The 24,369-nt window shown below is 73.4% G+C and carries 22 protein-coding genes; 9 read left to right on the forward strand and 13 right to left on the reverse strand.

Translation table 11 applies throughout. The features are described from left to right. Positions 1–119: 119 nt before the first annotated feature. A complete protein-coding gene (locus BS73_RS31470) occupies positions 120–1,361 on the forward strand; it encodes a cysteine desulfurase-like protein (protein ID WP_051941207.1) in 1,242 nt (413 codons plus the stop codon). 185 nt (positions 1,362–1,546) lie between these two features. On the opposite strand, the gene BS73_RS31475 is transcribed toward BS73_RS31470, so the two are convergent. Next, complete coding sequence (locus BS73_RS31475; protein ID WP_037577769.1) at positions 1,547–2,488, reverse strand: alpha/beta hydrolase family protein; 942 nt, start codon at positions 2,486–2,488, stop codon at positions 1,547–1,549. Between the two features lie 375 nt (positions 2,489–2,863). On the opposite strand from BS73_RS31475, the gene BS73_RS31480 reads away from it, so the two are divergent. Together BS73_RS31480 and BS73_RS36770 are read left to right on the forward strand one after the other, a co-directional pair. Beyond that, positions 2,864–3,244, forward strand: coding sequence for a MerR family transcriptional regulator (locus BS73_RS31480; RefSeq protein ID WP_037577770.1), 381 nt, complete (start codon positions 2,864–2,866; stop codon positions 3,242–3,244). A gap of 71 nt (positions 3,245–3,315) precedes the next feature. Further along, positions 3,316–4,215: an IS5 family transposase gene (locus BS73_RS36770; protein WP_235215595.1), complete on the forward strand. Its 900-nt coding sequence runs from the start codon at positions 3,316–3,318 to the stop codon at positions 4,213–4,215. A gap of 19 nt (positions 4,216–4,234) precedes the next feature. Here the strand turns inward: BS73_RS36770 and BS73_RS31485 are convergent, their stop codons facing one another. Continuing rightward, complete coding sequence (locus BS73_RS31485; RefSeq protein ID WP_037577771.1) at positions 4,235–5,797, reverse strand: AMP-binding protein; 1,563 nt, start codon at positions 5,795–5,797, stop codon at positions 4,235–4,237. Positions 5,798–5,952: 155 nt separating this feature from the next. Between BS73_RS31485 and BS73_RS31490 the strand changes: the two genes are divergently transcribed. Both BS73_RS31490 and BS73_RS31495 read left to right on the forward strand, forming a co-directional pair. Then, positions 5,953–7,446, forward strand: coding sequence for a flavin-containing monooxygenase (locus tag BS73_RS31490; protein ID WP_037577773.1), 1,494 nt, complete (start codon positions 5,953–5,955; stop codon positions 7,444–7,446). 110 nt (positions 7,447–7,556) lie between these two features. Continuing rightward, on the forward strand, positions 7,557–7,949 hold the full coding sequence (locus BS73_RS31495) for an acyl-CoA thioesterase (protein WP_037577774.1): 393 nt from the start codon (positions 7,557–7,559) through the stop codon (positions 7,947–7,949). 331 nt (positions 7,950–8,280) lie between these two features. On the opposite strand, the gene BS73_RS31500 is transcribed toward BS73_RS31495, so the two are convergent. The 4 genes from BS73_RS31500 to BS73_RS31515 form a co-directional block, all read right to left on the reverse strand. Continuing rightward, positions 8,281–9,462, reverse strand: coding sequence for an AAA family ATPase (locus tag BS73_RS31500; protein ID WP_051941208.1), 1,182 nt, complete (start codon positions 9,460–9,462; stop codon positions 8,281–8,283). Next, positions 9,459–10,163, reverse strand: a complete 705-nt coding sequence (gene pnuC / locus BS73_RS31505; protein ID WP_037577775.1) for a nicotinamide riboside transporter PnuC — start codon at positions 10,161–10,163, stop codon at positions 9,459–9,461. The genes BS73_RS31500 and pnuC overlap by 4 nt, the downstream gene beginning before the upstream one ends. Positions 10,164–10,280: 117 nt before the next feature. Beyond that, positions 10,281–11,276: a sugar phosphate isomerase/epimerase family protein gene (locus tag BS73_RS31510; protein ID WP_051941209.1), complete on the reverse strand. Its 996-nt coding sequence runs from the start codon at positions 11,274–11,276 to the stop codon at positions 10,281–10,283. A gap of 165 nt (positions 11,277–11,441) precedes the next feature. Then, positions 11,442–11,942: a hypothetical protein gene (locus BS73_RS31515; protein ID WP_063837104.1), complete on the reverse strand. Its 501-nt coding sequence runs from the start codon at positions 11,940–11,942 to the stop codon at positions 11,442–11,444. Between the two features lie 119 nt (positions 11,943–12,061). Between BS73_RS31515 and BS73_RS31520 the strand changes: the two genes are divergently transcribed. Next, a complete protein-coding gene (locus tag BS73_RS31520) occupies positions 12,062–13,087 on the forward strand; it encodes an alpha/beta fold hydrolase (RefSeq protein WP_051941210.1) in 1,026 nt (341 codons plus the stop codon). A 50-nt stretch (positions 13,088–13,137) separates the two neighbouring features. On the opposite strand, the gene BS73_RS36775 is transcribed toward BS73_RS31520, so the two are convergent. The 6 genes from BS73_RS36775 to BS73_RS31550 form a co-directional block, all read right to left on the reverse strand. Further along, on the reverse strand, positions 13,138–14,559 hold the full coding sequence (locus BS73_RS36775) for an MFS transporter (RefSeq protein ID WP_084704500.1): 1,422 nt from the start codon (positions 14,557–14,559) through the stop codon (positions 13,138–13,140). Next, complete coding sequence (locus tag BS73_RS31530; protein WP_037577776.1) at positions 14,556–16,340, reverse strand: sulfatase; 1,785 nt, start codon at positions 16,338–16,340, stop codon at positions 14,556–14,558. Before BS73_RS31530 ends, BS73_RS36775 begins: the two co-directional genes overlap by 4 nt. Positions 16,341–16,356: 16 nt before the next feature. Continuing rightward, complete coding sequence (locus BS73_RS31535) at positions 16,357–16,965, reverse strand: PadR family transcriptional regulator (RefSeq protein WP_037577777.1); 609 nt, start codon at positions 16,963–16,965, stop codon at positions 16,357–16,359. Positions 16,966–17,080: 115 nt separating this feature from the next. Continuing rightward, on the reverse strand, positions 17,081–17,728 hold the full coding sequence (locus BS73_RS31540; protein ID WP_235215596.1) for a bifunctional 4-hydroxy-2-oxoglutarate aldolase/2-dehydro-3-deoxy-phosphogluconate aldolase: 648 nt from the start codon (positions 17,726–17,728) through the stop codon (positions 17,081–17,083). Then, positions 17,725–19,338: an N-acyl-D-amino-acid deacylase family protein gene (locus tag BS73_RS31545; RefSeq protein WP_037577779.1), complete on the reverse strand. Its 1,614-nt coding sequence runs from the start codon at positions 19,336–19,338 to the stop codon at positions 17,725–17,727. The genes BS73_RS31540 and BS73_RS31545 overlap by 4 nt, the downstream gene beginning before the upstream one ends. Then, positions 19,338–20,672, reverse strand: a complete 1,335-nt coding sequence (locus BS73_RS31550; protein WP_037577780.1) for an alanine racemase — start codon at positions 20,670–20,672, stop codon at positions 19,338–19,340. Before BS73_RS31550 ends, BS73_RS31545 begins: the two co-directional genes overlap by 1 nt. A gap of 157 nt (positions 20,673–20,829) precedes the next feature. Here BS73_RS31550 and BS73_RS31555 point away from each other — a divergent pair, with 157 nt between their 5' ends. From BS73_RS31555 to BS73_RS31565, 3 genes are all read left to right on the forward strand, one after another. Continuing rightward, positions 20,830–21,966 (forward strand): sugar kinase, encoded by a 1,137-nt coding sequence (locus BS73_RS31555; protein ID WP_063837105.1) that lies wholly within the window; start codon positions 20,830–20,832, stop codon positions 21,964–21,966. Then, entirely contained in the window at positions 21,963–22,718 is a 756-nt protein-coding gene (locus BS73_RS31560) for an IclR family transcriptional regulator (RefSeq protein ID WP_037577782.1), read from the forward strand. Before BS73_RS31555 ends, BS73_RS31560 begins: the two co-directional genes overlap by 4 nt. 78 nt (positions 22,719–22,796) lie before the next feature. Continuing rightward, complete coding sequence (locus tag BS73_RS31565; protein ID WP_037577783.1) at positions 22,797–23,201, forward strand: RidA family protein; 405 nt, start codon at positions 22,797–22,799, stop codon at positions 23,199–23,201. 38 nt (positions 23,202–23,239) lie between these two features. Here BS73_RS31565 and BS73_RS31570 read toward each other — a convergent pair whose 3' ends face one another. Next, positions 23,240–24,361, reverse strand: a complete 1,122-nt coding sequence (locus BS73_RS31570; protein ID WP_051941211.1) for a glycoside hydrolase family 88 protein — start codon at positions 24,359–24,361, stop codon at positions 23,240–23,242. Between the last annotated feature and the right edge of the window lie 8 nt (positions 24,362–24,369).

Here is a 24,369-nt window from a genome sequence, read left to right on the forward strand (position 1 = left end):
TGACATCGGGGCGGTGTGACCCGCGTCACGTCCCCGGATGGCACTCCGCCGCCGGGATCTTGCCCCTGACCTGCGGTTTGCGTAGCGTCGGGCGGACGGGGGCGGACGGGGGCGAACCGATGAGCGTGAGGAGAGCCGAGTTGGACACCGGTCGGATACGGGCGCAGTTCCCGGCGCTGGGCGAGGCCGTCTTCTTCGACGGGCCGGGCGGGACGCAGACCCCCACGCCCGTGATCGAGGCGATGGCCCGGGCGATGAGCTCGCCGCTGTCCAACCGGGGCGCGCGGACCCCGGGTGAGCGCAACGCCGAGCGCCTGGTCGCCGAGGCCCGGTCGGCGATGGCCGACCTGCTGGGCGCCGACCCGCGCGGGATCGTCTTCGGCCGCAGCGCGACCCAGCTCGCCTACGACTTCTCCCGGACGCTGGCCAAGGAGTGGTCGCCCGGCGACGAGGTGGTGGTCACCCGGCTCGACCACGACTCCAACATCCGCCCCTGGGTGCAGGCGGCCGAGCAGGCGGGCGCGACCGTGCGGTGGGCCGGATTCGACGCCGAGAGCGGCGAACTGACGGTCGATCACATCCGCCGGGAGCTCTCCGCGCGGACCCGGCTGGTCGCGGTGACCGCGGCCTCCAACCTGATCGGCACCAAGCCGCCGACGGCGGAGATCGCCGCCGCGGTGAAGGAGGCCGCGCCCGAGGCGCTGGTGTACGTGGACGGCGTCCACCGCACCGCCCACGGCCTGGTCGACCTCGCGGAGACGGGGGCCGACCTCTACACCTGCTCGCCGTACAAGTTCCTCGGCCCGCATCTCGGCGTGCTGGCGGCGGCCCCCGAACTCCTGGAGCGGCTGCGCCCGGACAAGCTGCTGCCCTCCACGGACGCCGTGCCCGAGCGCTTCGAACTCGGCACCCTGCCCTACGAGTCGCTGGCGGGAACGCGTGCGGCGGTGGACTTCCTCGCCGATCTGGTGCCGGGCGGGGAGGGCAGCCGCCGCGAGCGGCTGGCCGGCTCGCTGGCCGCGCTGGAGCGCCACGAGGAGGTCCTGCGGGCCGAGTTGGAGTCGGGGATCGCCGCGCTCGCGCCGCGCGGAGCGGTGCTGCGCTCCCGGGCCGCGAGCCGCACCCCGACCCTGCTGGTCAGCCTGGCCGGCGGCGCCGAGGAGGAGGCCGCGGCCTACCGCTTCCTCGGTGCCCGCGGCATCCAGGCCCCGGCCGGCAGCTTCTACGCGGTGGAGGCCTCCCGCCATCTGGGCCTCGGCGACAGCGGTGGCCTCCGCATCGGCCTCGCGCCCTACAACGACGCCGAGGACGTCCACGCGCTCCTCTCCGCCCTCGGGGAGTTCCTGACCCAGGCCCCGTGAGACCGGGGAGCCGCGCCCCGGTGGGGCGCCCGAGGCGCTGCGCCCGGGGCTAGGGAGCGTATTCGGTTGTGATCAAGGGGCCGCTCGTGTGAGGTCCTTGATCCAGATCACGGAGGCCCGGAGGTGGAGTCCGGCGAGGTAGCTCCCCGGTCCCATAGTTGGCGCGCGCCTCGGGCCGGTGGCGGTCACTTGGACTCCAGTCGTCCCAACGCGTGGGAATCGCCGGCGAGGACGGTCCGGGCCGTCTCCCAGTCGGTGTCGTTGGTGCCAGTGATGTGGCGCAGGTAGGCGAGGGTGACCTGCTGGACGAGGGCGACGCGGTCGGGGTTCTCGTCGGTGGTCTCCGCTGCGTCGTAGCCGGGGATGCCGCCGAGGGAGTGCTGGCCTCCATAGACCGTCAGCAGGCTCTTGTTGCCCCTGCTGAGCGTATAGGGCTCGCTCGTCCAGGACGGGCCCGTGGTGGAAAGCGGCAGTTCGTCCTTGTCGCCGGCGACGACGAGTCCCGGGGCGGTGATGTGGGAGAAGTCCTGGTCGCGCAGCCAGGGAGCGACCTCGAGAGCCAAGGGGCTCAGGTTGGCGCCGCCTTCGCCAGCGGTGGCCAGCTGGATGGTGGCCATGACCCGGGAGTCGGACAGGTCTTCGGTGACGCCGGTCACCGGGTCTGTGACGCGAAGCCCCACGAGGATGCCCGCGGTCTGGCCGCCGAAGGAGTGTCCGGCCGCGACAATTCGGCTGTGATCGACCCGACCGGCCAGACCGGGCACGGATGCCACCAGGGTGCCGAGTTCGTCGAGGATCCGCTTCATGTCCTGCACGCGGTAGCGCCACATATGGGGCTTGCGGGGGTCGTCCGCGGCCACGTTAAAGCGCTTGGAGTCGAGGTGGGTGGCCTGGGCGACCACGAAGCCGTGGGAGGCCCAGTGGTCGACCAATGGTGCGTAGCCGTCCAGGTTCGAGCCGAATCCGTGCGCGAACAGCACGATCGGCAGATTGGCGCCGGTGACCGGTGCGGAGATGCGTACGTGCAGGTCCTCGCCGCGCCACGGTGCGGGCAGCATGAGCGGCTTGACCGAAATGATCGGGGTGGACGGGGGGCCGGTGAGACCTGTCGTCTGGTCGATGGCCATGTGTGTGCTTCTTTCAGGTGTGGTGCGAGTGGTGGATCAGGAGGTCTTGAGATTGAGGATGCGATCGGCGTCGGGGTGTCCGCGCTCGCCGACATCGATCGGACGGAGATTGATCTCCCCGAGACCTCTCATCTTGTTGACGGTCTTGTCGCCGCCCCACTTGAGGGGCCCAGGCGTGTTATTCCCCGCCGGTCACCCGCTGGGGCGCGGGGTGGTGTCCTCATTCATGGGCGCTCCATTTCGTTCAACCCGTGGCCTGCCGGGGGCCTACCAGCAGGAATCCCCGGCAGAAGTTCATATCGGCTACGCTAAAACCTGACGTTGACGTCAAAGGCAAGCGGGCGTGGCGTAAGTCACATGGAAATGGAGACGGGAATGCGCATCGGAGAACTCGCCCGGAAGACCGGAGTCACCACCCGCGCCCTGAGGTACTACGAGGAGCAGAATCTGCTTGTCTCCGAGCGCAGCGACAGCGGCCAGCGCCACTATGCGGAAGCCGCTGTTGACCAGATCCGGCTGATCCGGGATCTGTACGCCGCCGGCCTGTCCAGCAAGACCATCGCCGAGTTGACACCCTGCGTCATAGACGGCAAAGCCACGCCCGAGCTTCTCGACCGCCTTGCCATAGAGCGCGACGGCATCGACCGGCGCATCGCGGACCTGAACCGCACCCGGGACCGGCTCGACTCGGTCATCGCCAGCGCCTCCGCCAACATGCGCACTGGCGCCCCCTGTCGACGAAACACGGCCGTCTAGGGCACGTCGAGTCGTGAACAAACTGCGGGACGTGCTTTCGTGGCACGGTCTGGTCCGGTAGACCGTCGTACGTGACACGAGTACAACTGACTGACCTGGAGTGGGAGTTCATCGAGCCGTACCTGCCGATTGGCGAGTACGGCCCGTACCCCGAGCGGCTGCGGCAGCAGTCCGAGGGCGTGATCTGGCGGTTCAAGACGGGCGGCCAGTGGCGGGAGATGCCAACAGAATTCGGTGCATGGTCGACCGTCCACAACCGCTTCCGGCAGTGGCGTGACGCCGGGGTCTTCGAGGCGCTGCTGGAGGGCCTGATCGCGGAAGCCGCGAAGCGCGGTGAGGTGGACCTGTCCTTGGTCAGCATCGATTCCACCACTGCCCTGGAGAAAGCCTCCGCCGAGGAGGAGAAGGCCAGGTCAAAGGGGGCGGTCTCGAAGAACAACTGGGCAGGAGAGCGAAAGCGATCCCGCGCGGGAGGAACGACGACGCGTCCGGCGTCGGCACAAACTCCGGCTGAAGGCCGCCCTCCTCGGACGCTCCAGGGGCGGATAGACCAGCAAGGTCCACCTCGCCGCCGACCGCAAGTGCTGCCCGCTGGCGTTCATCCTGACCGCGGGCCAGTCAGCCGACAGCCCACAGTTCATCCCCGTCCTGAAGAAGGTGCGGGTGCGCGGGCCTACTCGTCTCGCGGCAACCGTGCCTACCTGCGCAAACGCCATATCAAGGCGGTCATCCCGGAGAAGAAGGACCAGGCCGCCAACCGGAAGAAGAAGGGCAGTGGAGGCGGTAGGCCCGTCAGTCACGACACCGAGCTCTACAAGGAACGGAACACCGTCGAGCGGGCGATCAACAGGATGAAAGCATGGCGAGGCATCGCCACCCGCTACGACAAGACCCCGGGGAGCTACCTCGCCGGACTCCACCTCCGGGCCTCCGTGATCTGGATCAAGGACCTCACACGAGCGGCCCCTTGATCACAACCGAATACGCTCCCTAGTGGATCCGGCGGGTCTGGCCCTGCCAGAACGGCTCGCGGAGCTTGAACTTCTGGAGTTTGCCGGTGGCGGTGCGCGGCAGGGTGTCGGTGAACTCGATCCGCTTCGGGCACTTGTAGCCGGCGAGCCGCCGGCGGCAGTGGGCGACCAGGGCCTCCGCCGTCAGCTCGGAGCCCGGCGTCCGCACCACCAGCGCGGTGACCAGCTCGCCCCACTTCTCGTCGGGGATCCCGATCACCGCGGCCTCCCGCACTTCGGGATGCGCGATCACGGCGTCCTCGACCTCGATCGAGGAGACGTTCTCGCCGCCGGAGATGATCACGTCCTTCTTCCGGTCCTCGATGACCAGATAGCCCTCCTCGTCGATCCGGCCCCCGTCGCCGGTGTGGAACCAGCCTCCCGCCGTCGCCTCCGCCGTGGCCTCCGGCTGCTGCCAGTAGCCGTCCAGGTTGTGGTTGGAGGCGGTGAGGACCTCGCCGTCGGAGTCCACCGCGACCCGGACGCCCAGCGTCGGCGCGCCCGCGCGGCCCAGCTTGCGGGCCAGCTCGGCCGGCGGGAGGCCGTCCCACTCCGCGCGCCGCCGGTTGAGGGTGACCACCGGCGAGGTCTCGGTCAGGCCGTACAACTGGATGAACTCCCAGCCGAGTTCACTGTGCACCTGCTCGATGGTGCTGGTCGGCGGCGGGGCGCCGGCGCAGACCACCCGCACCCGGTCCCGCCCGGGGACCGGTCCCTCCGCCGAGGTGTCCCAGGCGGCGGCGCCGTCCAGCGCCGCGCTGATCACCGCGGGCGCGGCGCACATCAGCGTCACCCCGTGGTCGCGCACCCGCCGCAGGATCTCGCCGCCGTCCACCTTGCGCAGCACCACATGCCGCCCGCCGACGCCGGTGATCCCGTACGGCATCCCCCAGCCGTTGGCGTGGAACATCGGCAGGGTGTGGAGGTAGACGTCCCGGTCGCTGATGGTGGTGTGGAGGCCGAAGACGGTGGCGTTCAGCCACAGGTTGCGGTGGGTGAGCTGGACTCCCTTGGGACGGGCGGTGGTTCCGGAGGTGTAGTTGATGGTGGCGGTGGCCCCCTCGTCCGGCTCGGCCCACGGGCGGGGCTCGGCGCCGGTGGTGTCGTAGAGCGACTCGTCGCCGTCCTCGCCGAGGACGAAACGGTGCTTGACCCCGGCCGAGCCGAGCCCGTCCAGGAGGTGGGCGCACTCCGGGTCGGCGTAGACCGCGGAGGCGCCGGAGTGCTCGACGATGTACTCCACCTCGGGCCGGCTCAGCCGGAAGTTGACCGGCACCAGGACCCGGCCCCAGCCGGAGACGCCGAAGAAGGAGGTCAGCAACCGGGCGGAGTTCTGCGAGATCACCGCCACCCGGCCGCCGGCCGGCACGCCGAGCCGGTCCAGCCGGGCCGCCTGCGCGCGGGCCAGCTCGGCCATCCGACGGTACGTCAGCTCGCCGAGGCCGGGCGCCGGCTGGTCCGGTTCGTCGACGACGGCCACCCGGTCCGGGTAGACCGCCTCGGCGCGGTCGAGGAAGTCACGGACGGTCAGTGGGTAGTACAACGGGGCACCTCCGTGCGTGCGGCTGGCGCGATGCTGCGGCTGTGCCGCATTCAACCCGGCGGAGGGGCCCGGTCCAAGGGGTTCGACCGGGGGAGATCCGGTGCCGGGCCGGCATCGGCATTGTGAGACTACCGACCAGTTGGTACGTTCGCGTCATGACGAGCAACGGGGACGGCCCGGGCGGGGACCCGGAGCGCACCGAGCACCTCGACGTGCTGATCGTGGGCGCCGGCCTCTCCGGCATCGGCGCCGCCTGCCATCTGCGCCGCAGCCACCCCCACCGGTCGTTCGCCCTGCTGGAGTCGCGCGGGGCGCTCGGCGGCACCTGGGACCTCTTCCGCTACCCGGGCATCCGCTCCGACTCGGACATGTTCACCCTCGGCTACCGCTTCTCGCCGTGGCGGCACGAGGACGCCATCGCCGGCGGCGGCACCATCCGCGAGTACCTCCGCCGTACCGCGGAGGAGCACCGGATCACCGAGCGCATCCGCTACCACCACCGCGTACTGTCCGCCGACTGGTCGAGCGCGGACGCCCGCTGGACGGTGACCGTGCTGCGGGGCGAGGGGGCGGCGGCCGAACCCGCCACCCTCACCTGCTCGTTCCTCTACTGCTGCAGCGGCTACTACCGCTACGACGCCGGCTATCTCCCCGAGTTCCCCGACGCCGACCGCTACACCGGCCGGCTGGTGCACCCGCAGCACTGGCCCGAGGACCTGGACCACGAGGGCAAGCGGGTCGCGGTGATCGGCAGCGGGGCCACCGCGATCACCCTGGTGCCGGCGCTCGCCGAGAAGGCCGCCCGGGTCACCATGGTGCAGCGCTCGCCCAGCTACATAGCCTCCCGCCCGGCCAAGGACCGCTTCGGCCCCGCGCTGTCCTCGGTGCTGCCGGGCGACGCCGCCTGGACCCTCGCCCGCTGGGGGAACCTGCTGGTCTCCATGGGCCTGTACGGGCTGAGCCGGCGCGCTCCGGCCCTCGCCCGGCGGCTGCTCAAGGCGGGGGTACGGGCCCAACTGCCGGACGGCTACGACGTCGAGCGCGACTTCGACCCCCGCTACCAGCCGTGGGACCAGCGGCTCTGCCTGGCCGCCGACGGCGACCTGTTCAAGGCGATCCGCGAGGACCGGGCCGAGGTGGTCACCGGGGGGATCGAGCGGTTCACCGAGAAGGGCCTGCGGATGGAGTCCGGCCGGGAGGTGGAGGCCGACGTCGTGGTCACCGCCACCGGCCTCAACCTCCTTCCGCTGGGCGGGATGTCGCTCTCCGTCGATGGCGAGGAGGTCAGCCTGCCGGACACGTTCGCCTACCGCGGCCTGATGCTCTCCGGCGTGCCCAACTTCGCCTTCACCATCGGGTACGTCAACGCCTCCTGGACGCTGCGGGCCGACCTGGTCGCGGAGTACGTCTGCCGGCTGCTCGACCACCTGGACCGCAGCGGCCGCCGCACCGCCACCCCGCAGGTCCCGCCCGGCACCCGGGCCCGCCCGTACCTGGAGCTGACCTCGGGCTACATCGCCCGCGGCATCGACCGGATGCCGAAGCAGGGCGAGGCCGCGCCGTGGCTGGTCCAGCAGAACTACCTGGCGGACCGGCGGCAGATGCGCCGCACGCCGGTGGACGACGGGCATCTGGTCTTCGGCGGCTGACCGGGGCTCCGCCTCCGCGTGTCGCGGTTCATTGACGCTCGTCAAGTGAACGCTATACCTTCGCGGTGTCAGCGGCGTCACGGGCCTTTCACGGTGGCGGAGGGAGAGCGATGAGCGTCCCGGAGGTCAGCATCGAGCGACGGGTCGAGTGGATCGACACCGACGCCGCGGGGCACCACCACTTCTCCTCGGTGCTCCGCTGGGTGGAGTCGGCGGAGGCCGAACTCCTGCGCCGGTACGGCCTCGACTGGCTCTTCGGCCGCGCCCCGCGGGTGCGCCACGAGGTGGACTACCGCAACCGGCTGCGGTTCGGCGAGCTCGTCACCACCCGGCTCCGCGTGGAGCGGATCGGCCGCACCTCGCTCACCTACGCCTTCACCGTGCACGGCAAGGAGGGGCTGGCGGCGGAGGGCAGGATGACGGTGGCCCACGTCGAGCGGGACGCCCCGTCCGCCTCCCCGTGGCCGCCGGAGGTCCGGGAGGCCTTCGGAGCGCCGGCCTGAACGGGCGGACCCGCAGTGCCGAATCGGCATACGCGCGGCGGGCTGGACTGCGAACGCTGACGGAACAGCCCGCCGGCGCACCGGACCTGCCCGCCCTCCCCGCTCTGCTCCGGCTGCGGCTCGGCCACCTCCTCATCGGGACTTCGCCGAGCGCGGGAGAAAACGGGCGCTGGAGGAGGCGGCCGGCTCGGCGTCCAGACCCGAGTGGGCCCACCCCCAGATGGTCCTCCGCTGGTCCGCCCAGCGCTACGAGGCGGAACGCGACGAACACGCCGCCCGTCACCGGCCCGACCCGCCGGGCGCCTGACCGGCCCCCGGTCACCGCCCCCGGTCACCGCCCCCCGCCCGCCGGCGCCCGTTCGCCGATCGGGTCCGCCAGGCCCCAGCCGGCGGAGAGGATGCCGTCCACCGCCGCGAGCGCTCGGCCCAGGCGTTCCGGTCGGTCGCCCGCCACCTCGACCCACGGCACCGGCTGGGCCGCCAGCACCTCCCGGAAGCGCCCGGTCATCCAGGAGCGCAGATGCTCGCCGTCGCGCAGCCCGTCGTCCTCGAACGGCACCCCTTCCTCGCTGGTCAGGATGTAGAGGGCGCGCGGCGGCAGGCCCGCCGCCGCGGCCAGGACCTCGGGCGTGGCGGACCCCGTATACCGCTCCTGCCAGACGGTGGTGGCCAGCGCGTCCGTGGCGCAGACCAGCACCGGGCCGCCCTGCCTGGCCGCACGCTCCTCCTCGGCGAGCTGACGGCGCGTCACCAGCTCGAAGTCCGCGTCGCACCAGTCGAGTCCGGCCATTCCCGGCTCCGCCCGTCCGGCTCGGGCCGCCCGGGCCCGCGCCGCCGCGAGCTTGACCACGGTGAGGGCTCTGCCGTACTCCGGCACCCAGCCGGTCCGCGCGTGCGCCCCGCCCCGCGCCCGCAGCGCCGCGGCCAGGTCGAGGGAGAGCGTCGTGGTGCCGGTGGACTCCGCGCCGAGGACCACGACGCGGCGGGCGAGCCAGGCCCGGACCGGCGGCTCCAGCAGGTCCCAGTGGGCGGCGGGATCGGACCTGACCGCGGTCGCGGAGATCGCCACGGTGGCCCGCGCCTCGTCCAGGCGCACGTCGGCCGCGTCGAACCGGCGGGCGAGCTCCGCGCCGTACGGTTCGGAGGTGAAGACGGCGTCCACCGGGTGAGCGGAGTGCCGGGAGTCCCCGACGGCCTCCCGCATCAGCGCGACGTGGCCGGTCCAGACGTCCTCGTCGGCGTAGTCGACGACCAGGTTGTCCGCGACGCCGACCACCTCGACGTGCCGTCGGGCCTCCGGGCGGGCCTCGCGCAGCCAGGCGACACGGGCGGCGAGCGGGATGCTCTCCACGTCCGCGGCCATCACCACCACGGTGACCCGGCGGCAGGAGACCGCGGCCGCGTCGATCAGGAAGTGGTGGCCCGCGTGCGGCGGATAGAACTTGCCGATCACCAGGCCGTGTTCGAAGGCGGCGGCCCCGCCGCCGGGCCCGTCGGCGGCCCCGTCGCTCACGCGGCACCCGCCGTTCCCGATGCGGCCACCGCGCCCGCCGGGGCGCCCGGGCCGGCGGGGCCGGCGGCGAGCTCCCGGCGCCAGGCCCGCAGCCCCAGCAGGCACATGGCCAGGAAGACCACGTAGACGATCCCGGTCAGGTAGAGCACCTTGGCGAAGTACAGCGGGACGTAGACCACGTCGGCCGCGATCCAGAAGTACCAGTTCTGCAGCTTCTTGAGGTTGAGCAGCCACTGCGCGGCCAGCGAGAGGGCGGTGGTGAGGGCGTCCCAGAACGGCGCGATGTCGTGGGCCGAGGCCAGCAGGACGGTGAGGCCCCAGGTCGCCGGCGCGGCCGCCAGCAGGAGCCCGGCCACCAGGCGGGCCGGGGCGCGCCGCACCGTCCGCCTGCCGCGGCGCTCCCCGCCGCGCTCCCCGCCGTGCAGCCACTCCCACCAGCCGGCCGCGCCCAGCGCCAGGTAGACGATCTGCAGCGAGGCGTCCGCGTAGAGGCGTCCCTGCCAGAAGAGCACCAGGAAGAACAGGTTGTTGGCGATGCCGACCGGGAAGTTCCAGATGCTGGACCCGACGGTGAGCCCGACGCAGAGCGCGCCGGTGGCGAAGCCCAGCAGCTCGGCCCAGGTGACGGCGTCCTGCCCGAAGTGGAAGAGCACCGCGTTGAGCGGCGCCACCAGCGAGTCCAGCCAATGCGCGAGCGGCACGCCCGGCCCTCCCCCCGCTTGACGTCGGCCCCCGCTTAACGTCAACCCGACGATAACGACCGGAACGTAGCGCAGCCGCTCGGACGGCGTCAACCGGAGGGCGGGGGAGCGCTCGGCTCAGAGCACGGAGACCCGGGCCGCCGGGGCGTCGCACGGCCAGCCGGCGCGCTCCAGGACCGCACTCGCCGTGACGTAGGCCTGGTGGGCGCTGAGGGCCGGGGGCTGGGAGTCCAGCGCGTCCGACTGGACCTCCACCGAGACCGGGGCCTGGGTGCCGTGGGCCTGCAGGCGGTTGAGCAGTCCGCGCAGGTCGGCGTAGCCGAGGCCGGGGAGCTGTCGGAGGTGGGCGGACTCGTGCCGGACCCGCGGGGCCGGCTCGGCCAGTGCGTCCGAGAGCTGCACCCCGGCGATCCGGTCGGCCGGCACCTCGGCCAGCTTGGCCTCCTGCTCGTCCGGGGAGTAGGCCCGCGCCCAGTGCCAGGTGTCGATCAGGATCCCGGCGTTCTCCGCCTCGGACGCCTCGACCACCGTCCAGTCCAGCCCGGGGCCGTAGACCCCCGCGTACGGCATGTACTCGACGGCGACCAGGGCGCCGCTGTCCGCCGCCCGGGCGCAGAGCTCGCGGAGTCCGGCGACGTAGGTCCCGACCGGGAACTCGTCCAGCAGCTCGGCGTGGATCCGGCGGACGCCCAGCCGGGCGGCGAGGGCCAGCAGCTCGCCGTCGGCCTCGCGCTCCTCCTCGCTGTAGACGCTCGGATCGGCCCAGGCCTGGGCGAGCTCCACCTCGTCCAGCCGCAGCCCGTGCTCCGCGAGGAGGGCCAGCAGGTCGGCGTCGGAGAGCCCCTCCGCGCGGGCCTGGTGGTAGTGGCTGACGGAGAGCCCGATCCCGCCGAAGCCGGCCATCGCGGCCGCGTTCACCCGGGTCGCGAAGCTCGCCTGGCGTAGCGTCAGGTCACTCAGGGTGAGGTCGTACGGCATCGGTGCGGGGGAGAGCGGGAGGGCCGCCGCGGCGGGGGCCGGGGCGCCGCCCGTCAGGGCGCCGCCCGGGCCGGCGGCGGGAGTGCTGCGGGACTCCGGAAGGTGTGCGGAGCCCGGCGCCTGAGGGGTCGTCATCGAGGTCTGTCTCGCTGTCTGGGCGGTCTCGCGGTCTTACCGTCTCACTGGTGTGACCCGGCTCACCCTACCCGCCGCCTCCCCGCCACCCGCGAGGACCAAGGTCCTCCACCCCCCACCGGGCACCACACCCTCACCTCCCGTCCTCCTGCCGGGCCGCCCCGCTCAGTAGGCCGCTTGATCGGCGCCCCCGGCACTCCCGGCACCTCCGGAATCCGCAGCGTCCCCGGCCGCCTCGGCGGCCCGGCTGCGCCGGTGGAGCAGCACGGCGAGGCAGAGGCCGATTCCCGCGGTCACCGCGGCCGCCCCCTCGGCGATCGCCGAGACGGTCTTCTCGGTGTACCAGGTGGGGTCGTACATGTCGGGGATCGGGCCGAGGGCGCCGACGTCGACATGGGTGTAGACGAGCACCGCCGCCACCCCGGCCCCCGCCACCAGGAACGCCACCAGCCAGGCGAACCGGTGCCGGAAGAACAGCAGGAGGAGCAGCGCCGCGAGCGCCGCCGCGGCCGCCTCGGCGCGGAACAGTTCGCCCTCGGTCAGGCCGCCCCGCCCCACCGGGTCGAAGGAGGGTGCGAAGTCGGCGTGCACATAGGCGTCCACGGCCAGTCCGGCCGCCGTGGCGAGGGCGAGGAGGAGGCGCAGCGCGCGCAGGGCGAGGTTCATCCGCGGTCACCATTCGGTGCGAAGGGAAAGTGGTCGGCTCGAAAACGGATCCCGAACAGTTCCGAAGGTTGCTACGCCGGCCATGGTCCCGTGGTTCACGGCAGGGCAGAATCCCTGCCATGGCGACAGACCGAGGCACGGCGGCGGGTACCGGGATCCGGCATCGCACGGTGGACCTGCCGGGGAGAGTGCGGATGCACCTCGCCGAGGCGGGGCCCGCGGACGGCCCGCCGGTGATCATGCTGCACGGCTTCCCCGAGTGCTGGTACTCCTGGCGGCACCAGCTGAGGGCGCTCGGCGCCGCGGGCTTCCACGCCATCGCCCCGGACCAGCGCGGATACGCCCGCACCGAGGCCCCGGAGGAGATCGAGGAGTACTCGCTGCCGGACCTGGCCGGCGACGTGGTCGCGCTGATCGGCGCGACCGGCAACCGCTCCGGCCGCAGGCCGGTGCTGGTCGGCCACGACTGGGGCGCGCCGGTGGCCTGGGTGACCGCCATGCTCCGGCCGGACCTGCTGTCCGGCGTGGCCGGGCTCAGCGTCCCGCCGATCCTCCCGGCCGGGATGCAGCCGCCGTCCGTCACCCGGCACACCTACGGCGAGGGCTTCTACCAGATCTACTTCCAGGAACCCGGCCGCGCGGACGCCGAGTTGGCCGCCGACCCGGACCTCAGCTTCCGCTCGCTGCTCTTCTTCGGCTCGGGCGACAACCCCGGCAACAACCCGCCGAAGGTCTGGGTCGTCCCCGAGGGCCTCCGCCTCTCCGACGGCCTCCGCGCCCCCGAGAAGCTGCCGGACTGGCTGACGGAGGAGGACGTGGCGACCTTCGTCCGGGAGTACGCGGAGCACGGCGACCGCGCCTTCACCGGCCCGCTCAACTGGTACCGGAACATCGAGCGGAACAACAGGCAGCTGGCGGTCTTCGACGGCCGCACGATCCCCCTCCCCGCGCTCTTCGTCGGCGGCGACCGGGACCTGGTGATGGCCTTCCGCGGGATGGAGCACCTGCCGGAGATCCTCCGGCACGCGCTGCCGCGGCTGCGCGGCTCCCACATCCTCCCGGGCTGCGGCCACTGGACCCAGCAGGAGCGCCCCGACGAGGTCAACGGGCTGCTGCTGGAGTTCCTGCGCGGCCTGGAGGAGTAGCCGGGCAGCCGCGCCGGGCGTGCCCCGGGCCGGCCGCCCGGGGCGTCCGCTCAGCCGGGGTCGCGGGCCAGCCGGCGGCGTTCCGCCAGGGCGTCCGCGACGCGGTGGGCGTCCCGCCGGTAGGTCAGGTGGAGCGCGCCCAGCAGCACGGCGTTCGCCAGCATCAGGACCACCAGCACCCAGAGGAACACCCCCTGCAGCCCGAGGCTCGCGGCGAGCCGGCCGGCGAGGATCGAGAACAGGCCCCAGCCCAGGGTCTCGAAGACGGACAGCCACACCGCGAAGGCCTGGCCGCGCAGTTCGGGCAGCACCACGGCGGCCACCACCGGCCGGTTCACCGGCGGGTTGAGCCCCTGCCCGACACCCATCAGCGCCCAGAACACGCAGTACGGCGCGATCCCGCCGGGGTAGTGGAACTGGGTGCCGAAGAACGCCGCCACGGCGAAGAAGACCTGCGCCGCCTGGAGGTAGCCGGCCCGGCCGTGGTCCGGCCAGCGCCGGTCGACCGGGCCGAGGAGGAAGCCCCCGCCGACCGTCCCGGCCAGGTAGCCGAGGCCGAACGGCAGCGACACCACCGCCGCCACCGCATTGCTGAACCCCCGCTCGGAGGCCAGGAACTGGACGCCGAAGACGAGGATCAGCAGATGCCCGGAGAGCAGCCGGGACGCCATCATCAGCGCATACGTCGGGATCCGGAACAGCCCGAGCACCGACCGCACGGTGACCGGTCGCCGCTGCCGCTCCCGGACGTCCTCGTCGAGGTCCGCGAGCTGCTCCTCGGCGGCCCCGACGCCCGGGTCCCGGTAGACCGTCGCCACCACCAGGCCGGAGAGGAGGCAGACCGCGCCGATCGCCCACATCGCGTAGCGCCAGCCGTCGCTGAAGCCGGTGAGCAGGGCCAGCAGCGGTCCGAGCGCCGAGCCGACGGTGCTGGTGACGCCGTAGAGGATGCCGGCCGCCCGGCCGCGCTCGCGGTCGCTGAAGGAGTCCGCGATGACGGCGTTGGCGATCGGGTTGCCGCCGTTGACCGCCGCGGCCATCAGCGCGTTCAGGAGCAGCAGCCAGCCGAAGCCGGACGAGAACCCGGCGAGGATGCCGAAGAGGCCGCCGAGCGAGGTACTGGCCACCAGGGCGGCACGCCGCCCGACCCGTCCGGCGAGCCAGACGAACAGCGGTCCGGCCGGCACCGAGGCGGCCTTGCCGAGCGCGCCGAGGAGGCCCAGGCTGCCGTTGTCCAGGCCGAGGGCGGCGGCGATGGAGGGGAAGAGGGTGGCGGTGACACTGCCCTCGGTGCTGTCCACCGCGGTGACGCCGGTCAGGGTGAGGAGATTGCGCCAGCGGTGCGGCACACCGGCGGCCGCGGCCGCCCCGGCCGGCGGCGTGGACGCCGGCGTGGACGCCGGCGTGGATGCCTCGGCCGCCGGCCGGACTCCGGCATCGGCTCCCGCGCCGGACGCGGGCTCCGCGGTCATCGGACTCTCCCCTCGGCGAGCCGCGGGCGGACGGCGTCCAGGCCGGCGCCGAGCTCGCGCAGCGCGCCGACCGGGAACAGCGCCCAGCGGGCCAGGTCGATCGGGGTCGCCCCGGCCGGGAAGGCGACCAGTTCGGTGTGGGCCAGTCCGGGCAGCCGCTCCTCCACCACCGTGCGGTAGGCGGGCTCGCGGAGGAGTTCGAGCACCGGCCGGCCGAGGAGGTCGGCGGCCGGCAGCTCGTCCGGCGGCGGCATCGGCTCGGCGGTGGCGGCAGCGCGCGCGGCCTGCGCCCGCACCAGCAGATGCCGCTCGGTGACCGGCCCCTCGTACGGGATGCCCAGGCGTTCGAACTGGCTGCGGGGGGCGTCGGCGTCCCGGAGGAGGGAGGCGAGGAGGCGCAGCATCCGCAGCTCGGTCTCCGGGTCGTCCAGCGGGCGCTGTTGGCCGGGGTCGCTGTCGAGGTCGAACAGCAGGGTGCCGTGCCGCCAGGGGTTCATCCAGCCGCCGGCGCCGGGTATCCGGAGGGTCCGCAGGCCCTTGGTGAACGGCAGCGGCTCGGCCGGCTCCCACTCGGCGAGCTCCTCGACGGCGTACCGGCCGCGCATATGGGTGGGCATCAGGGTGTACTCCTCCAGCGGCCCGTTCTCCGGGGTGGCGGAGGCCCGCATGTACACATGGCGGCCGTCGGTGACGTTGACGTGGCCGCCGTGGATCCCGAACAGGGCGCCCTCGCGTAGTCGCCGATCCTCCGTCAGCACCGCGGCCAGATCGCGGCCCTGCATGTCCGGCGGGGTCTCCAGGCCGAAGTAGCGCAGCAGGGTGGGGGCGATGTCGATGGTCTGGGCGAGCGCGCCGCGGCGGGTGTCCGCGCCGCGGGTCCGCGGGTCCCACAGGAACATCGGCAGGTGCACCAGCTCGTTGAACCAGGGCATCACCGACTTCGCCCACCAGCCGTGCTCGCCGAGGAGGAAGCCGTGGTCGGTGTTGACGATCAGCATGGTGTCGTCCCACATGCCGTGCTCGTCCATCAGGTCCAGCACCCGGCCCAGCGAGTGGTCGCACATCGAGACCAGGGCGGCATAGCGGCGGCGGGCGTGCTCCACCTGCTCCTGCGGCTCGGTGACCTTCCGGTAGCTCGGCCAGTCGAACTCCGGTCCCTCGTAGTCGTCCCCGTCCTGGTAGCGGTCGGTGTAGGGCCGGTGGACGAAGAAGGGCTCGTGGGGGTCGAAGAGCTCCAGCTGGAGGAGCCAGCGGTCGGCGTCCGCATTGGTCTCCAGGAAGTGCAGCCCGGCGTCGACGGTCCGGGTCTGGGAGTGCTCGGCCTCTGTGGGCATGTAGCTGCGGTTGATGGCGTCCTGGCGGCGCAGTGGCGGGCCGCTGCCCTCGCGCAGCCCGTCCACCACGCCCTTCCACGGATCGCCCTCCTGGCCGCGGAAGAACTCCCAGGTGGTGTAGCGGGTGTGGTAGGTGGCGCCCCCGTCCTCCCAGTAGTGCGGGTGGTCGGAGACCAGGTGGGTGTGGACGCCGGCGTCCCGCAGCAGTTGCGGCATCGAGTCGTCGAACGGCTCCAGTGGCCCCCAGGAGCGGTGGAGGAAGTTGTAACGGCCGGTGTGGAGCTCCCGGCGGGCCGGCATGCAGGGCAGGGAGCCGGCGTAGAAGTCGTCGAAGGTGACCGCCCGGGCGGCCAGCCGCGCGAAGTTGGGGGCGTCCACGACGGTCCTGGCGTAGGGGGCGAGGAGGTGCCGGTTGAGGCTGTCGAACATCAGGATGATGGCGCGCACGGAGGTCCCTCCCCGTTCAGCGGACTTCGTCGAGGCGGGCCAGCAGCTCCGGGCCGGCCACGTGGTCCGGGGTGTCCAGCAGGATCTTGCGCAGCAGGTCCAGGCGCTCGATGTGGGCGTCGATGGCGCGGGCGCCGGTGCGGTGGGCCCATTCGGAGACCAGGACGGCGATCCCCGCGTCGAACGGGGCGGGGGTCTCGGCGTCCGGGAGGCTGCGGTCGCGGTGGCGGTAGCGGGCCACCTCTCCGCGCCGGGCGTGGAGCTCGGTGTCGATCAGGCCGAGGAGCTGATCGCGGGTCAGGAAGCCGGCGAAGGCGAGCCGGACGCCGAAGTCCGGGTCCTGGAACCGGGAGGGCGGGCTGTACGGGCCGGTGAGCCAGTCCAGGAAGACCGTCATCCCCTCGTCGGTGATCCGGTAGGTCTTGGCGTCGGTGGCGCCGGGCCGCCGCTGGACGGTGTGCGCGACCCAGCCGCTGGACTCCATCTTCGCCAGCGAGCGGTAGACCTGGCTCATCTGGGTGTTGGACCGCAGGAAGCGCCCGTGGCTGTCGAGGAACTTCTTCAGGTCGTAGCCGGTGCGCGGATGCCAGGCGAGGACCCCCAGCAGGATGCTCTCGAGCTTCATCGCTTGCTCTCCATGTCACTTGTGGAATGGTCGACCTGCCGAGACCATTCCACAAGTGACATGGGGTGACAAGACTCCGGACGCAGAGGCCGGGACGCTCCGGGGGAGCCTCCGATCAGAGCGCGGCCGTGAACTCCCGCGCCCGGCGGGTGATCTCCGGCCAGTCCCCGGACGCCACCGCCTGCGGCGGGACGGCGTCCGTGCCGGCCGAGACGGCTATCGCGCCCTGGGCGAGGAACTCCCCGGCGTTGCCGGCGTTGACCCCGCCGGAGGGGAGGAGCCGGACGTCCGGCAGGGGGCCGCGGAGGTCCTTGAAGTACCGCGGGCCGAGGGCGTGCGCCGGGAAGATCTTCACCGCCGCCGCGCCCAGGTCCAGCGCGGTGAGCACCTCGGTCGGGGTGAACGCGCCCATCACGACCGGGACCCCGCGCTCCCGCCCGACCGCCGCGACCTCCGGCCGCAGCCCCGGGGTGACCAGGAACTCGGCGCCCGCGTCCACCGCCGCGGCGGCGTCACCGGCGGTGAGGACGGTGCCGGCGCCGATCCGGCAGCCGGTCTCCGCCGCGACGGCCGCGGCCGCGCGGAGATGGCCGGTCAGATCCGGCGTGGTGAAGGTGAGTTCGACGGTGCGGATGCCGCCCTCGGCCAGCGCCCGGCAGAGCGCGGCGGCGTCCGGGATCCGCGGCGCGCGGACCACCGTCAGCACGCGGTCGGCGGCGAGGACGTCCATCACCGTGGGGGTGGAGGTGCGGGTGGTGGTCACCGAACGGTTCCTTCCGGGGTGCGGCGGAGGGCGCGGCCGGGGCGGGCCCCGGTCGGACGGCCGTCCGCGATGACGGCGGTGCCGTCGACGAATACCTGCGGGATGCCGGCGGCCTGCTGTCTCGGGTCCTCGAAGGTGGCGGTGTCGGCCACCGTCTCCGGGTCGAAGAGCACCAGGTCGGCGCGGTGGCCTGGGCGGATCAGCCCGCGGTCGGCCAGCCGCAGCCGGCGGGCCGGACGGCCGGTGAGGTGGGCGACGCACTCCTCCAGGCCTAGCACCCCCTCCTCCCGGACGTAGTGGCCGAGGTAGCGGGGGAAGGTGCCCCAGGCGCGCGGGTGCGGGCGGGCGGCGGCCAGGAGCCCGTCGCTGCCGCCGGTGTGCGCCGGGTGGCGCATGATCGCCCGGACGTTCTCCTCGTGGCCGACCAACTGGAGGATGGTGGTGCCCAGTTCGTCGCCCAGGAGCAGGTCGGTGTAGAGGGCGAACGGCTCCCGGCCGCGCTCGGCGGCGAGTTGGGCCAGGGTGCGGCCGACGGCGGCGGTGTCCCGGGAGCCGGAGATCTGGACGGTGTGCCAGTCAGCGGTGACGCCGTGGCAGCCGTCCGAGCCGTTCACCTCCAGATCGGCGCGGATGCGGGCGAGGGAGGACGGGTCCCGGAGCCGGTCCAGGATCGCCGCCGGGCCGCCGGCCGAGGCCCAGCTCGGCAGCAGGGCGACCAGGGTGGTCGAGCCCGGCAGGTACGGATAGCTGTCCAGGGTGAGGTCGCAGCCCCCGGCGATCGCCGCGTCCAGGAGGTCCAGCAGCTCGCCCGCCCGGCCCCGGTTGACGCCGAAGTTCATGGTGGCGTGGGAGAGGTGGAGCGGGCAGCCGGACTCGCGGGAGATCCGCACCATCTCGGCGTAGGCCGCCAGCGCGCCGGCCCCGTAGGAGCGGTGGTGGGGGGCGTAGAAGCCGCCCAGCTCGGCGACCGTGCGGCAGAGGGCGGTGAGTTCGGCCTCGTCCGCGTACATCCCGGGGGCGTAGGTGAGGCCGGAGGACATCCCCACCGCGCCCTCCGCCATCCCCTCGGCGACCAGGGCCCGCATCCGGTCCAGGGCCGCGGCGTCGGCGGGGCGCGGCTCCCAGCCGAGGACGAGCATCCGGACCGAGCCCTGCGGGACCAGGTAGCAGGCGTTGACCGCGATCCCGTCCCGGTCCAGCCGGTCCAGGTACCCGCCGACCGAGCGCCAGTCCCAGGCGAAGTCCGCGTCGTCCGGGTCGCCGTTCCAGCCGGCGACGGCACGGCGGGTCTGCTCCAGGGTGGCGTCGTCCACCGGGGCGTAGGAGAGGCCGTCCTGGCCGAGCACCTCGCAGGTGACGCCCTGGGAGACCTTGGCGAAGTGGTCCGGCTCGGTGAGGAGGGCCAGATCGGAGTGGGCGTGCATGTCGATGAAGCCGGGGGAGAGGACCAGGCCGTCCGCGTCCAGCACCCGGCGCCCGGTCAACCGCTCGCCGGGGGCGGCGAGTTCGGCGATCCGGCCGGCCGCGACGGCGACCTCGCGGCGGACCGCGGGCGCACCGGTGCCGTCGGCGACCAGGGCGCCCCGGATCACCAGGTCGGTGCCGGGCATCAGAACCACGTCCGGACCAGGTCGACCACCACCGGGTCGGCGGAGTCCGCGTCGTCCAGGACGGGGATCAGGGACCACTTGTCGAAGGCCGTGCAGGGGTGGGAGAGCCCCAGCCGCAGCACGTCGCCGACGGCGGCCCGGGCGGCGCCCGGGCCGGTCAGGAAGGCGTGCTGGTCGTTGAGGGCGCTGACCTCGCACTCCGTCAACCGGCCTGCGCCGAAGAGGAGTTGGGGCTCGGGCAGGCCCTCGTCGAAGGGCAGGTCGCGCTTTCCGGCGTCCAGCAGGGCGAGTTCGGGCTCGGGGTGCGAGACCACCCGCGCCCAGCCGTGCATCCCGGCGCGCAGCCGGGGGGTGCCCGGCGCCCGGCCGTCGGCCGAGCCGAACGGCGAGATGCCGCGGTAGAAGCCGTCGTCGTGGATCAGGTAGGCGCCGGAGCGGAGGACGGCGTCCACCTCGGGGGCGCCGTTCGGGCCGTTCGCGCCGCTCGGGCCGTTCGCGCCGTTCAGCGCGCCGAGGGCACGGGCCACCCGGTCCGGGTAGGCGCTGCCGCCGGCGGTGACCACCGGGCGCTCGGTCTCGTAGCCGAGCCCGGCCAGCCGGCCGTGGAGCTCGGTGAGCCGGTCCAGGTAGCCGTCGACGACGGCGAGGGAGTCGGCGGAGGCGTCGTGGGCGAAGGCCCCCTCGTAGCCGCCGGTGCCGGCCAGCCGCAGGAGGGGGGAGCGGCGGACCGCCTCGGCGACCCGCAGCGCGGCGTCCAGGTCCCGTACGCCGGTGCGGCCATGCGGCCCGCCCAGCTCGACCAGGACGTCCACCGGGCGGCCGGCGCCGGCCGCGCGGAGGGCGGCGTCCATCAGCTCGACCGTGCGCTCGGAGTCCACCCAGCAGAGGAAGGCGAATTCCGGATCGGCGTCCAACTCGGCGGAGAGCCAGGCCAGTCCGGCCGGGTCGACCAGCGAGTTGGCCAGCATCAGCCGGCTCACCCGGAAGGCGCGGGCGACCCGCAGCTGCGGGAGGTTGGCCAGGGTGACGCCCCAGGCCCCGGCGTCCAGCTGCTGCTTCCACAGCGCCGGCGCCATGGTGGTCTTGCCGTGCGGGGCGAGGAGCACGCCGGCCGCGTCGGCCCAGGCGGCCACGGTGTCCCGGTTGTGCGCCAGGGCGGAGGCGTCCAGGGTCAGCAGAGGGGTGCCGAGCTCGGAGAGCCGGGGGCGGGAGGCCAGCCAGGAGCCGGCGGTCTCGCCGTGGGCGGCGGCGGGGACGGCCTTGAACCGCCAGTCCAACCGCTCCTCGCGGAGGGCGGCCACCGCCACCTCGTCCAGAGTGCCCGCTGCTGCCATCGCTCTGCCTCCAGGTTCACCTGCCACGTTGCAGAATACGCAATCAACGTTGCGCTACCTGCTACCGTGGTTCTAGCATCGCCGCGACGAACCGGTCAATCCGGACGACGGCCGCGACCGCGCGGGCCCGCCGGGCCGCCCCCACGCCGAGGGAGACATGGGACACAGCAACCCGCCGACCGCCGCCGCGGTCTGCATCGGCGAGACGATGGCCCTGCTGGTGCCCGAGCAGCCGCTGCCGCTGGAGCGGGTGACGAGCTTTCAGCACGCCTTCGGCGGGGCCGAGTCCAACGTCGCCCGCGGACTCGTCGCCCTCGGCGTCCCGACCGCCTGGATCAGCCGGGTCGGCGCGGACGGCTTCGGCCGCCGGATCACCGAGGCGCTCGCCGCCGACGGGGTGGACACCGGCGCGGTCGCCGTCGACCCGCACCGCCCGACCGGGCTCTACGTCAAGGAGATCGGCACCCGCGGCGACGGCACCGGCTCCCGGATGCACTACTACCGCCGGGGCTCCGCCGCCTCCGCCCTCGGCCCCGGACTGCTGGGCGAACCGGCCGTGCGGTCCCGGCTGGACCGGGCCGGCCTGGTGCACGTCTCCGGGATCACCGCCGCGCTCTCCGACAGCGCGCTGGCCCTGCTGCGCCGGCTGGTCGCCGACCGCGCGCCGGGCGGGGATCGGCAGCCTGGCGGGGATCGGCGGTCGGACGGGGATCGGTGGTCGGACGGGGATCGGCGGCCGGACCGGGCTCCCGCCGGGGCGGGCCCGCTGATCAGCTTCGACCTCAACTGGCGCCCCGCGCTCTGGCGGGACCCCGACCGCGACCCGGCCGTCCTCCGCGAGCTGGCCGCCGCCGCCGACCTCGTGCTGTGCGGGGCCGACGAGGCCGAGGCGGTCTTCGGCACCGGCGACCCGCTGGAACTGCGGGCGCTGCTGCCCGGTCCGGGCACCCTGGTGGTGAAGGACGACTCCAGTGCCGCCACCGCGGTCGACCGGGACGGCACCGTCACCGTCCAACCCGCCCTGCGGGTACGGGTGGTGGAGCCGGTCGGGGCCGGCGACGCGTTCGCCGCCGGGTATCTGGCCGGCACCCTGCGCGGATACGGCCAGACCGGCCGGCTCCGCCTCGGCCATCTGACCGCCGCCGCCACCCTGGTCGTCTCCGGGGACCACGGCGCCCCGCCGCCGGCCCCGGCCGTGGAGCGGCTGCTCGCCGCCGGGCCGGAGGAGTGGGCGGCCGCCCTGGTCTCCGCCGACGGGATCGCCCGCGCCGGGGAAGGAGCGCTGACCGCATGAGCCAGAGCCTGGTCCGCGCGCTGACCATCCTGGTCCGGCTCGGCGACCGGCCGTACTCGCTGGACGAGTTGGCCGCCGAGCTCGGCGTCCACAAGACCACCGTGCTGCGGCTGCTGCGCGACCTGGAGGAGGAGCGGTTCGTCTACCGGGACGACCGGGACGGGGCCCACCGCTTCCACCTCGGCTCGCGCACCTTCGAGCTGGCCGGCGCGGCCCTGGAGCAGCGCGAGGTACGGGCGATCGCGGCACCGCACCTGGCCGCGCTCAACCGGTCCACCGGGCAGACCGTCCATCTGGGCGTGATGGAGGGCGAGGACGTCCTCTACCTGGACAAGTGCGAGGCCCGCGAGGCGCCGATCCGGATGTACTCCAGGATCGGCCTGCGGATGCCGCTGCACTGCACGGCGATCGCCAAGGTGCTGGTCGCCGACCTGCCGCCGGCCGAGCGCCGGCGGATCGCGGAGGGCATCGAGTACCGGCGGTTCACCGCCCGCACCCTCACCGACGCCAAGGCCTACCTGGCCGAGCTGGCCAAGGTCGCCGAGCAGGGCTGGGCGATGGACGACGCCGAGCACGAGTCCTTCATCACCTGCGTGGCCGCCCCGATCCGGGACGCGGCGGGCGGGGTGGTGGCGGCCGTGTCGATCTCCGTCCCCGACGTACTGCTGCCCCGGGAGCAGGTGCTCGCCCTCCTCCCGGAACTGCGGGAGACGGCCCGCGCCGTCTCCGCCGACTGCGGCTACCGCCGCTGACCCACACCGATCCATACCGATACGCACCGATCCGCACCGATCCGCGCGGATCCACCCAGGGAAAGGCACCACCCCGCCATGAGCGACAAGATCGAGGTCCGGACCGACGGCGCCCCCGCCCCCGCGTGGGTGTTCTCGCAGGGTGTCCGCAAGGGCCCGCTGCTCCAGGTCTCCGGCCAGGGCCCGCAGGACCCGTCCACCGGCGAGTACCTCCACCACGGGGACGTGAAGGCGCAGACCCGGCGGACCCTGGAGAACGTCAAGGCCATCCTGACGGCAGGCGGCGCCTCGGTCTCCGACGTGATCATGTTCCGGGTCTATCTCACCAAGCGCTCCGACTTCGCCGCGATGAACGAGGTCTACGGCGAGTTCATCAAGGAGAACCTGGCCGAGGGCGAGGTCATGCCCTGCCGGACCACGGTCTTCGTGGAGCTGCCGCAGGAGCCGATGCTGGTCGAGATCGACGCGCTGGCCTCCGTCTGACCCTGCGCTGAGCTCTGCCGGTCCGCGCTGACGGCCCGTCAGGAATCGAGCACCGCCACCTCCGTCGCCGCGAGCAGGAAGGCTCCGACGCCGAAGGCGGCGGTGCTCGACGCCGTCCAGGGGTAGTTGTCGGCCGGCTTGGCGCCCGTCCCCTGCACCCAGCCGAGGAGGCCGGAGGGCTGCAGGGCGGTGTGTGCCACCCACTGCCAGGCCCGTTCCACCACCGGCCGGTAGACCGCCGCCGGCAGCACCCCGTGGTTGACGCCCCAGGCCAGGCCGTAGGTGAAGAAGGCGGTGCCACTGGTCTCCGGGCCCGGATAGCGGTCCGGGCGGATCAGGTCGGCCGGCCAGTAACCGTCCTCCGACTGCAGTGGCTTGAGTGCGGCGGCCATCGCCCGCATGTCGGCCGCGTAGCCGGCCCGGTTCGGGTCGCCCGGCGGCAGCGCGCCGAGCACCTTGGCCAGGTCGGCCAGTGCCCAGCCGTTGCCGCGCGACCAGTAGGTGTCGGTGTGGAGGAAGCCGGCGTCCCGCCACCACAGTGAGCGGGCGGGATCCCACAGTCCGGGGCCGCCGCACTGGTCGCGGGTGTAGAGGTAGGAGGAGTGGGCGTAGTCCAGATAGTCCGGCCGGGAGTCCTGGGCGGCCATCCGGACGAACACCGGCATCGCCATGTGGAGGGCGTCCACCCAGGTCCAGTAGTCGGCGCTGCCGGAGGACAGCTGGGCGTCCAGCCGCTGCCGGACGGCGGCCAGGTACGCGGGGTGCGGGCCGTCCGGCGAGGTCTGGTAGAGGTCCAGGTAGGCCTGGCCGGCGGTCTCGTGGTCGGCGTGGAAGGGGGCCGAGGACGAGGGGATCAGGGCGAAGCCGTTCTGTTCGGCCCAGCCGAGGGTGAACTCCCGGTAGCGGGGGTCGCCGGTGAGCCGGTACAGCGCCATCTCGCCGCTGTGGAAGGTGGCGTTGACCCAGTCGGCGTTGTTCGCGTACGGCTGCGGCTGGGCCTGCCAGTAGTCGGCGGCGAGCCGGGCCGAGGCGACCGCGTCGGGGTTGGCCCGGCCGGCGGCCCGGGCCGGGGCGGGGCGTCCGGATGCGGACAGCAGCGTGGCGCCGAGTACCGAGCCGAGGCCGATGCCGAGTGCGCGGCGGCGGGGGACCAAGGGCATGGTTCCGT

It is taken from the genome of Phaeacidiphilus oryzae TH49, from assembly GCF_000744815.1.
GTDB lineage: Bacteria > Actinomycetota > Actinomycetes > Streptomycetales > Streptomycetaceae > Phaeacidiphilus > Phaeacidiphilus oryzae.

Coding starts and splice junctions, on each gene's coding strand:
- BS73_RS31535 (WP_037577777.1), bottom strand. CDS start 16,965: ATGAAGCTCGAGAGCATCCTGCTGGGGGTCCTCGCCTGGCATCCGCGC.
- BS73_RS31555 (WP_063837105.1), top strand. CDS start 20,830: ATGGGACACAGCAACCCGCCGACCGCCGCCGCGGTCTGCATCGGCGAG.
- BS73_RS31475 (WP_037577769.1), bottom strand. CDS start 2,488: ATGGCCATCGACCAGACGACAGGTCTCACCGGCCCCCCGTCCACCCCG.
- BS73_RS36775 (WP_084704500.1), bottom strand. CDS start 14,559: ATGACCGCGGAGCCCGCGTCCGGCGCGGGAGCCGATGCCGGAGTCCGG.
- BS73_RS31520 (WP_051941210.1), top strand. CDS start 12,062: ATGGCGACAGACCGAGGCACGGCGGCGGGTACCGGGATCCGGCATCGC.
- BS73_RS31550 (WP_037577780.1), bottom strand. CDS start 20,672: ATGGCAGCAGCGGGCACTCTGGACGAGGTGGCGGTGGCCGCCCTCCGC.
- BS73_RS31545 (WP_037577779.1), bottom strand. CDS start 19,338: ATGCCCGGCACCGACCTGGTGATCCGGGGCGCCCTGGTCGCCGACGGC.
- BS73_RS31570 (WP_051941211.1), bottom strand. CDS start 24,361: ATGCCCTTGGTCCCCCGCCGCCGCGCACTCGGCATCGGCCTCGGCTCG.
- BS73_RS31490 (WP_037577773.1), top strand. CDS start 5,953: ATGACGAGCAACGGGGACGGCCCGGGCGGGGACCCGGAGCGCACCGAG.
- BS73_RS31510 (WP_051941209.1), bottom strand. CDS start 11,276: ATGACGACCCCTCAGGCGCCGGGCTCCGCACACCTTCCGGAGTCCCGC.
- BS73_RS31515 (WP_063837104.1), bottom strand. CDS start 11,942: ATGAACCTCGCCCTGCGCGCGCTGCGCCTCCTCCTCGCCCTCGCCACG.
- BS73_RS31565 (WP_037577783.1), top strand. CDS start 22,797: ATGAGCGACAAGATCGAGGTCCGGACCGACGGCGCCCCCGCCCCCGCG.
- BS73_RS31480 (WP_037577770.1), top strand. CDS start 2,864: ATGCGCATCGGAGAACTCGCCCGGAAGACCGGAGTCACCACCCGCGCC.
- BS73_RS31560 (WP_037577782.1), top strand. CDS start 21,963: ATGAGCCAGAGCCTGGTCCGCGCGCTGACCATCCTGGTCCGGCTCGGC.
- BS73_RS31495 (WP_037577774.1), top strand. CDS start 7,557: ATGAGCGTCCCGGAGGTCAGCATCGAGCGACGGGTCGAGTGGATCGAC.
- BS73_RS31470 (WP_051941207.1), top strand. CDS start 120: ATGAGCGTGAGGAGAGCCGAGTTGGACACCGGTCGGATACGGGCGCAG.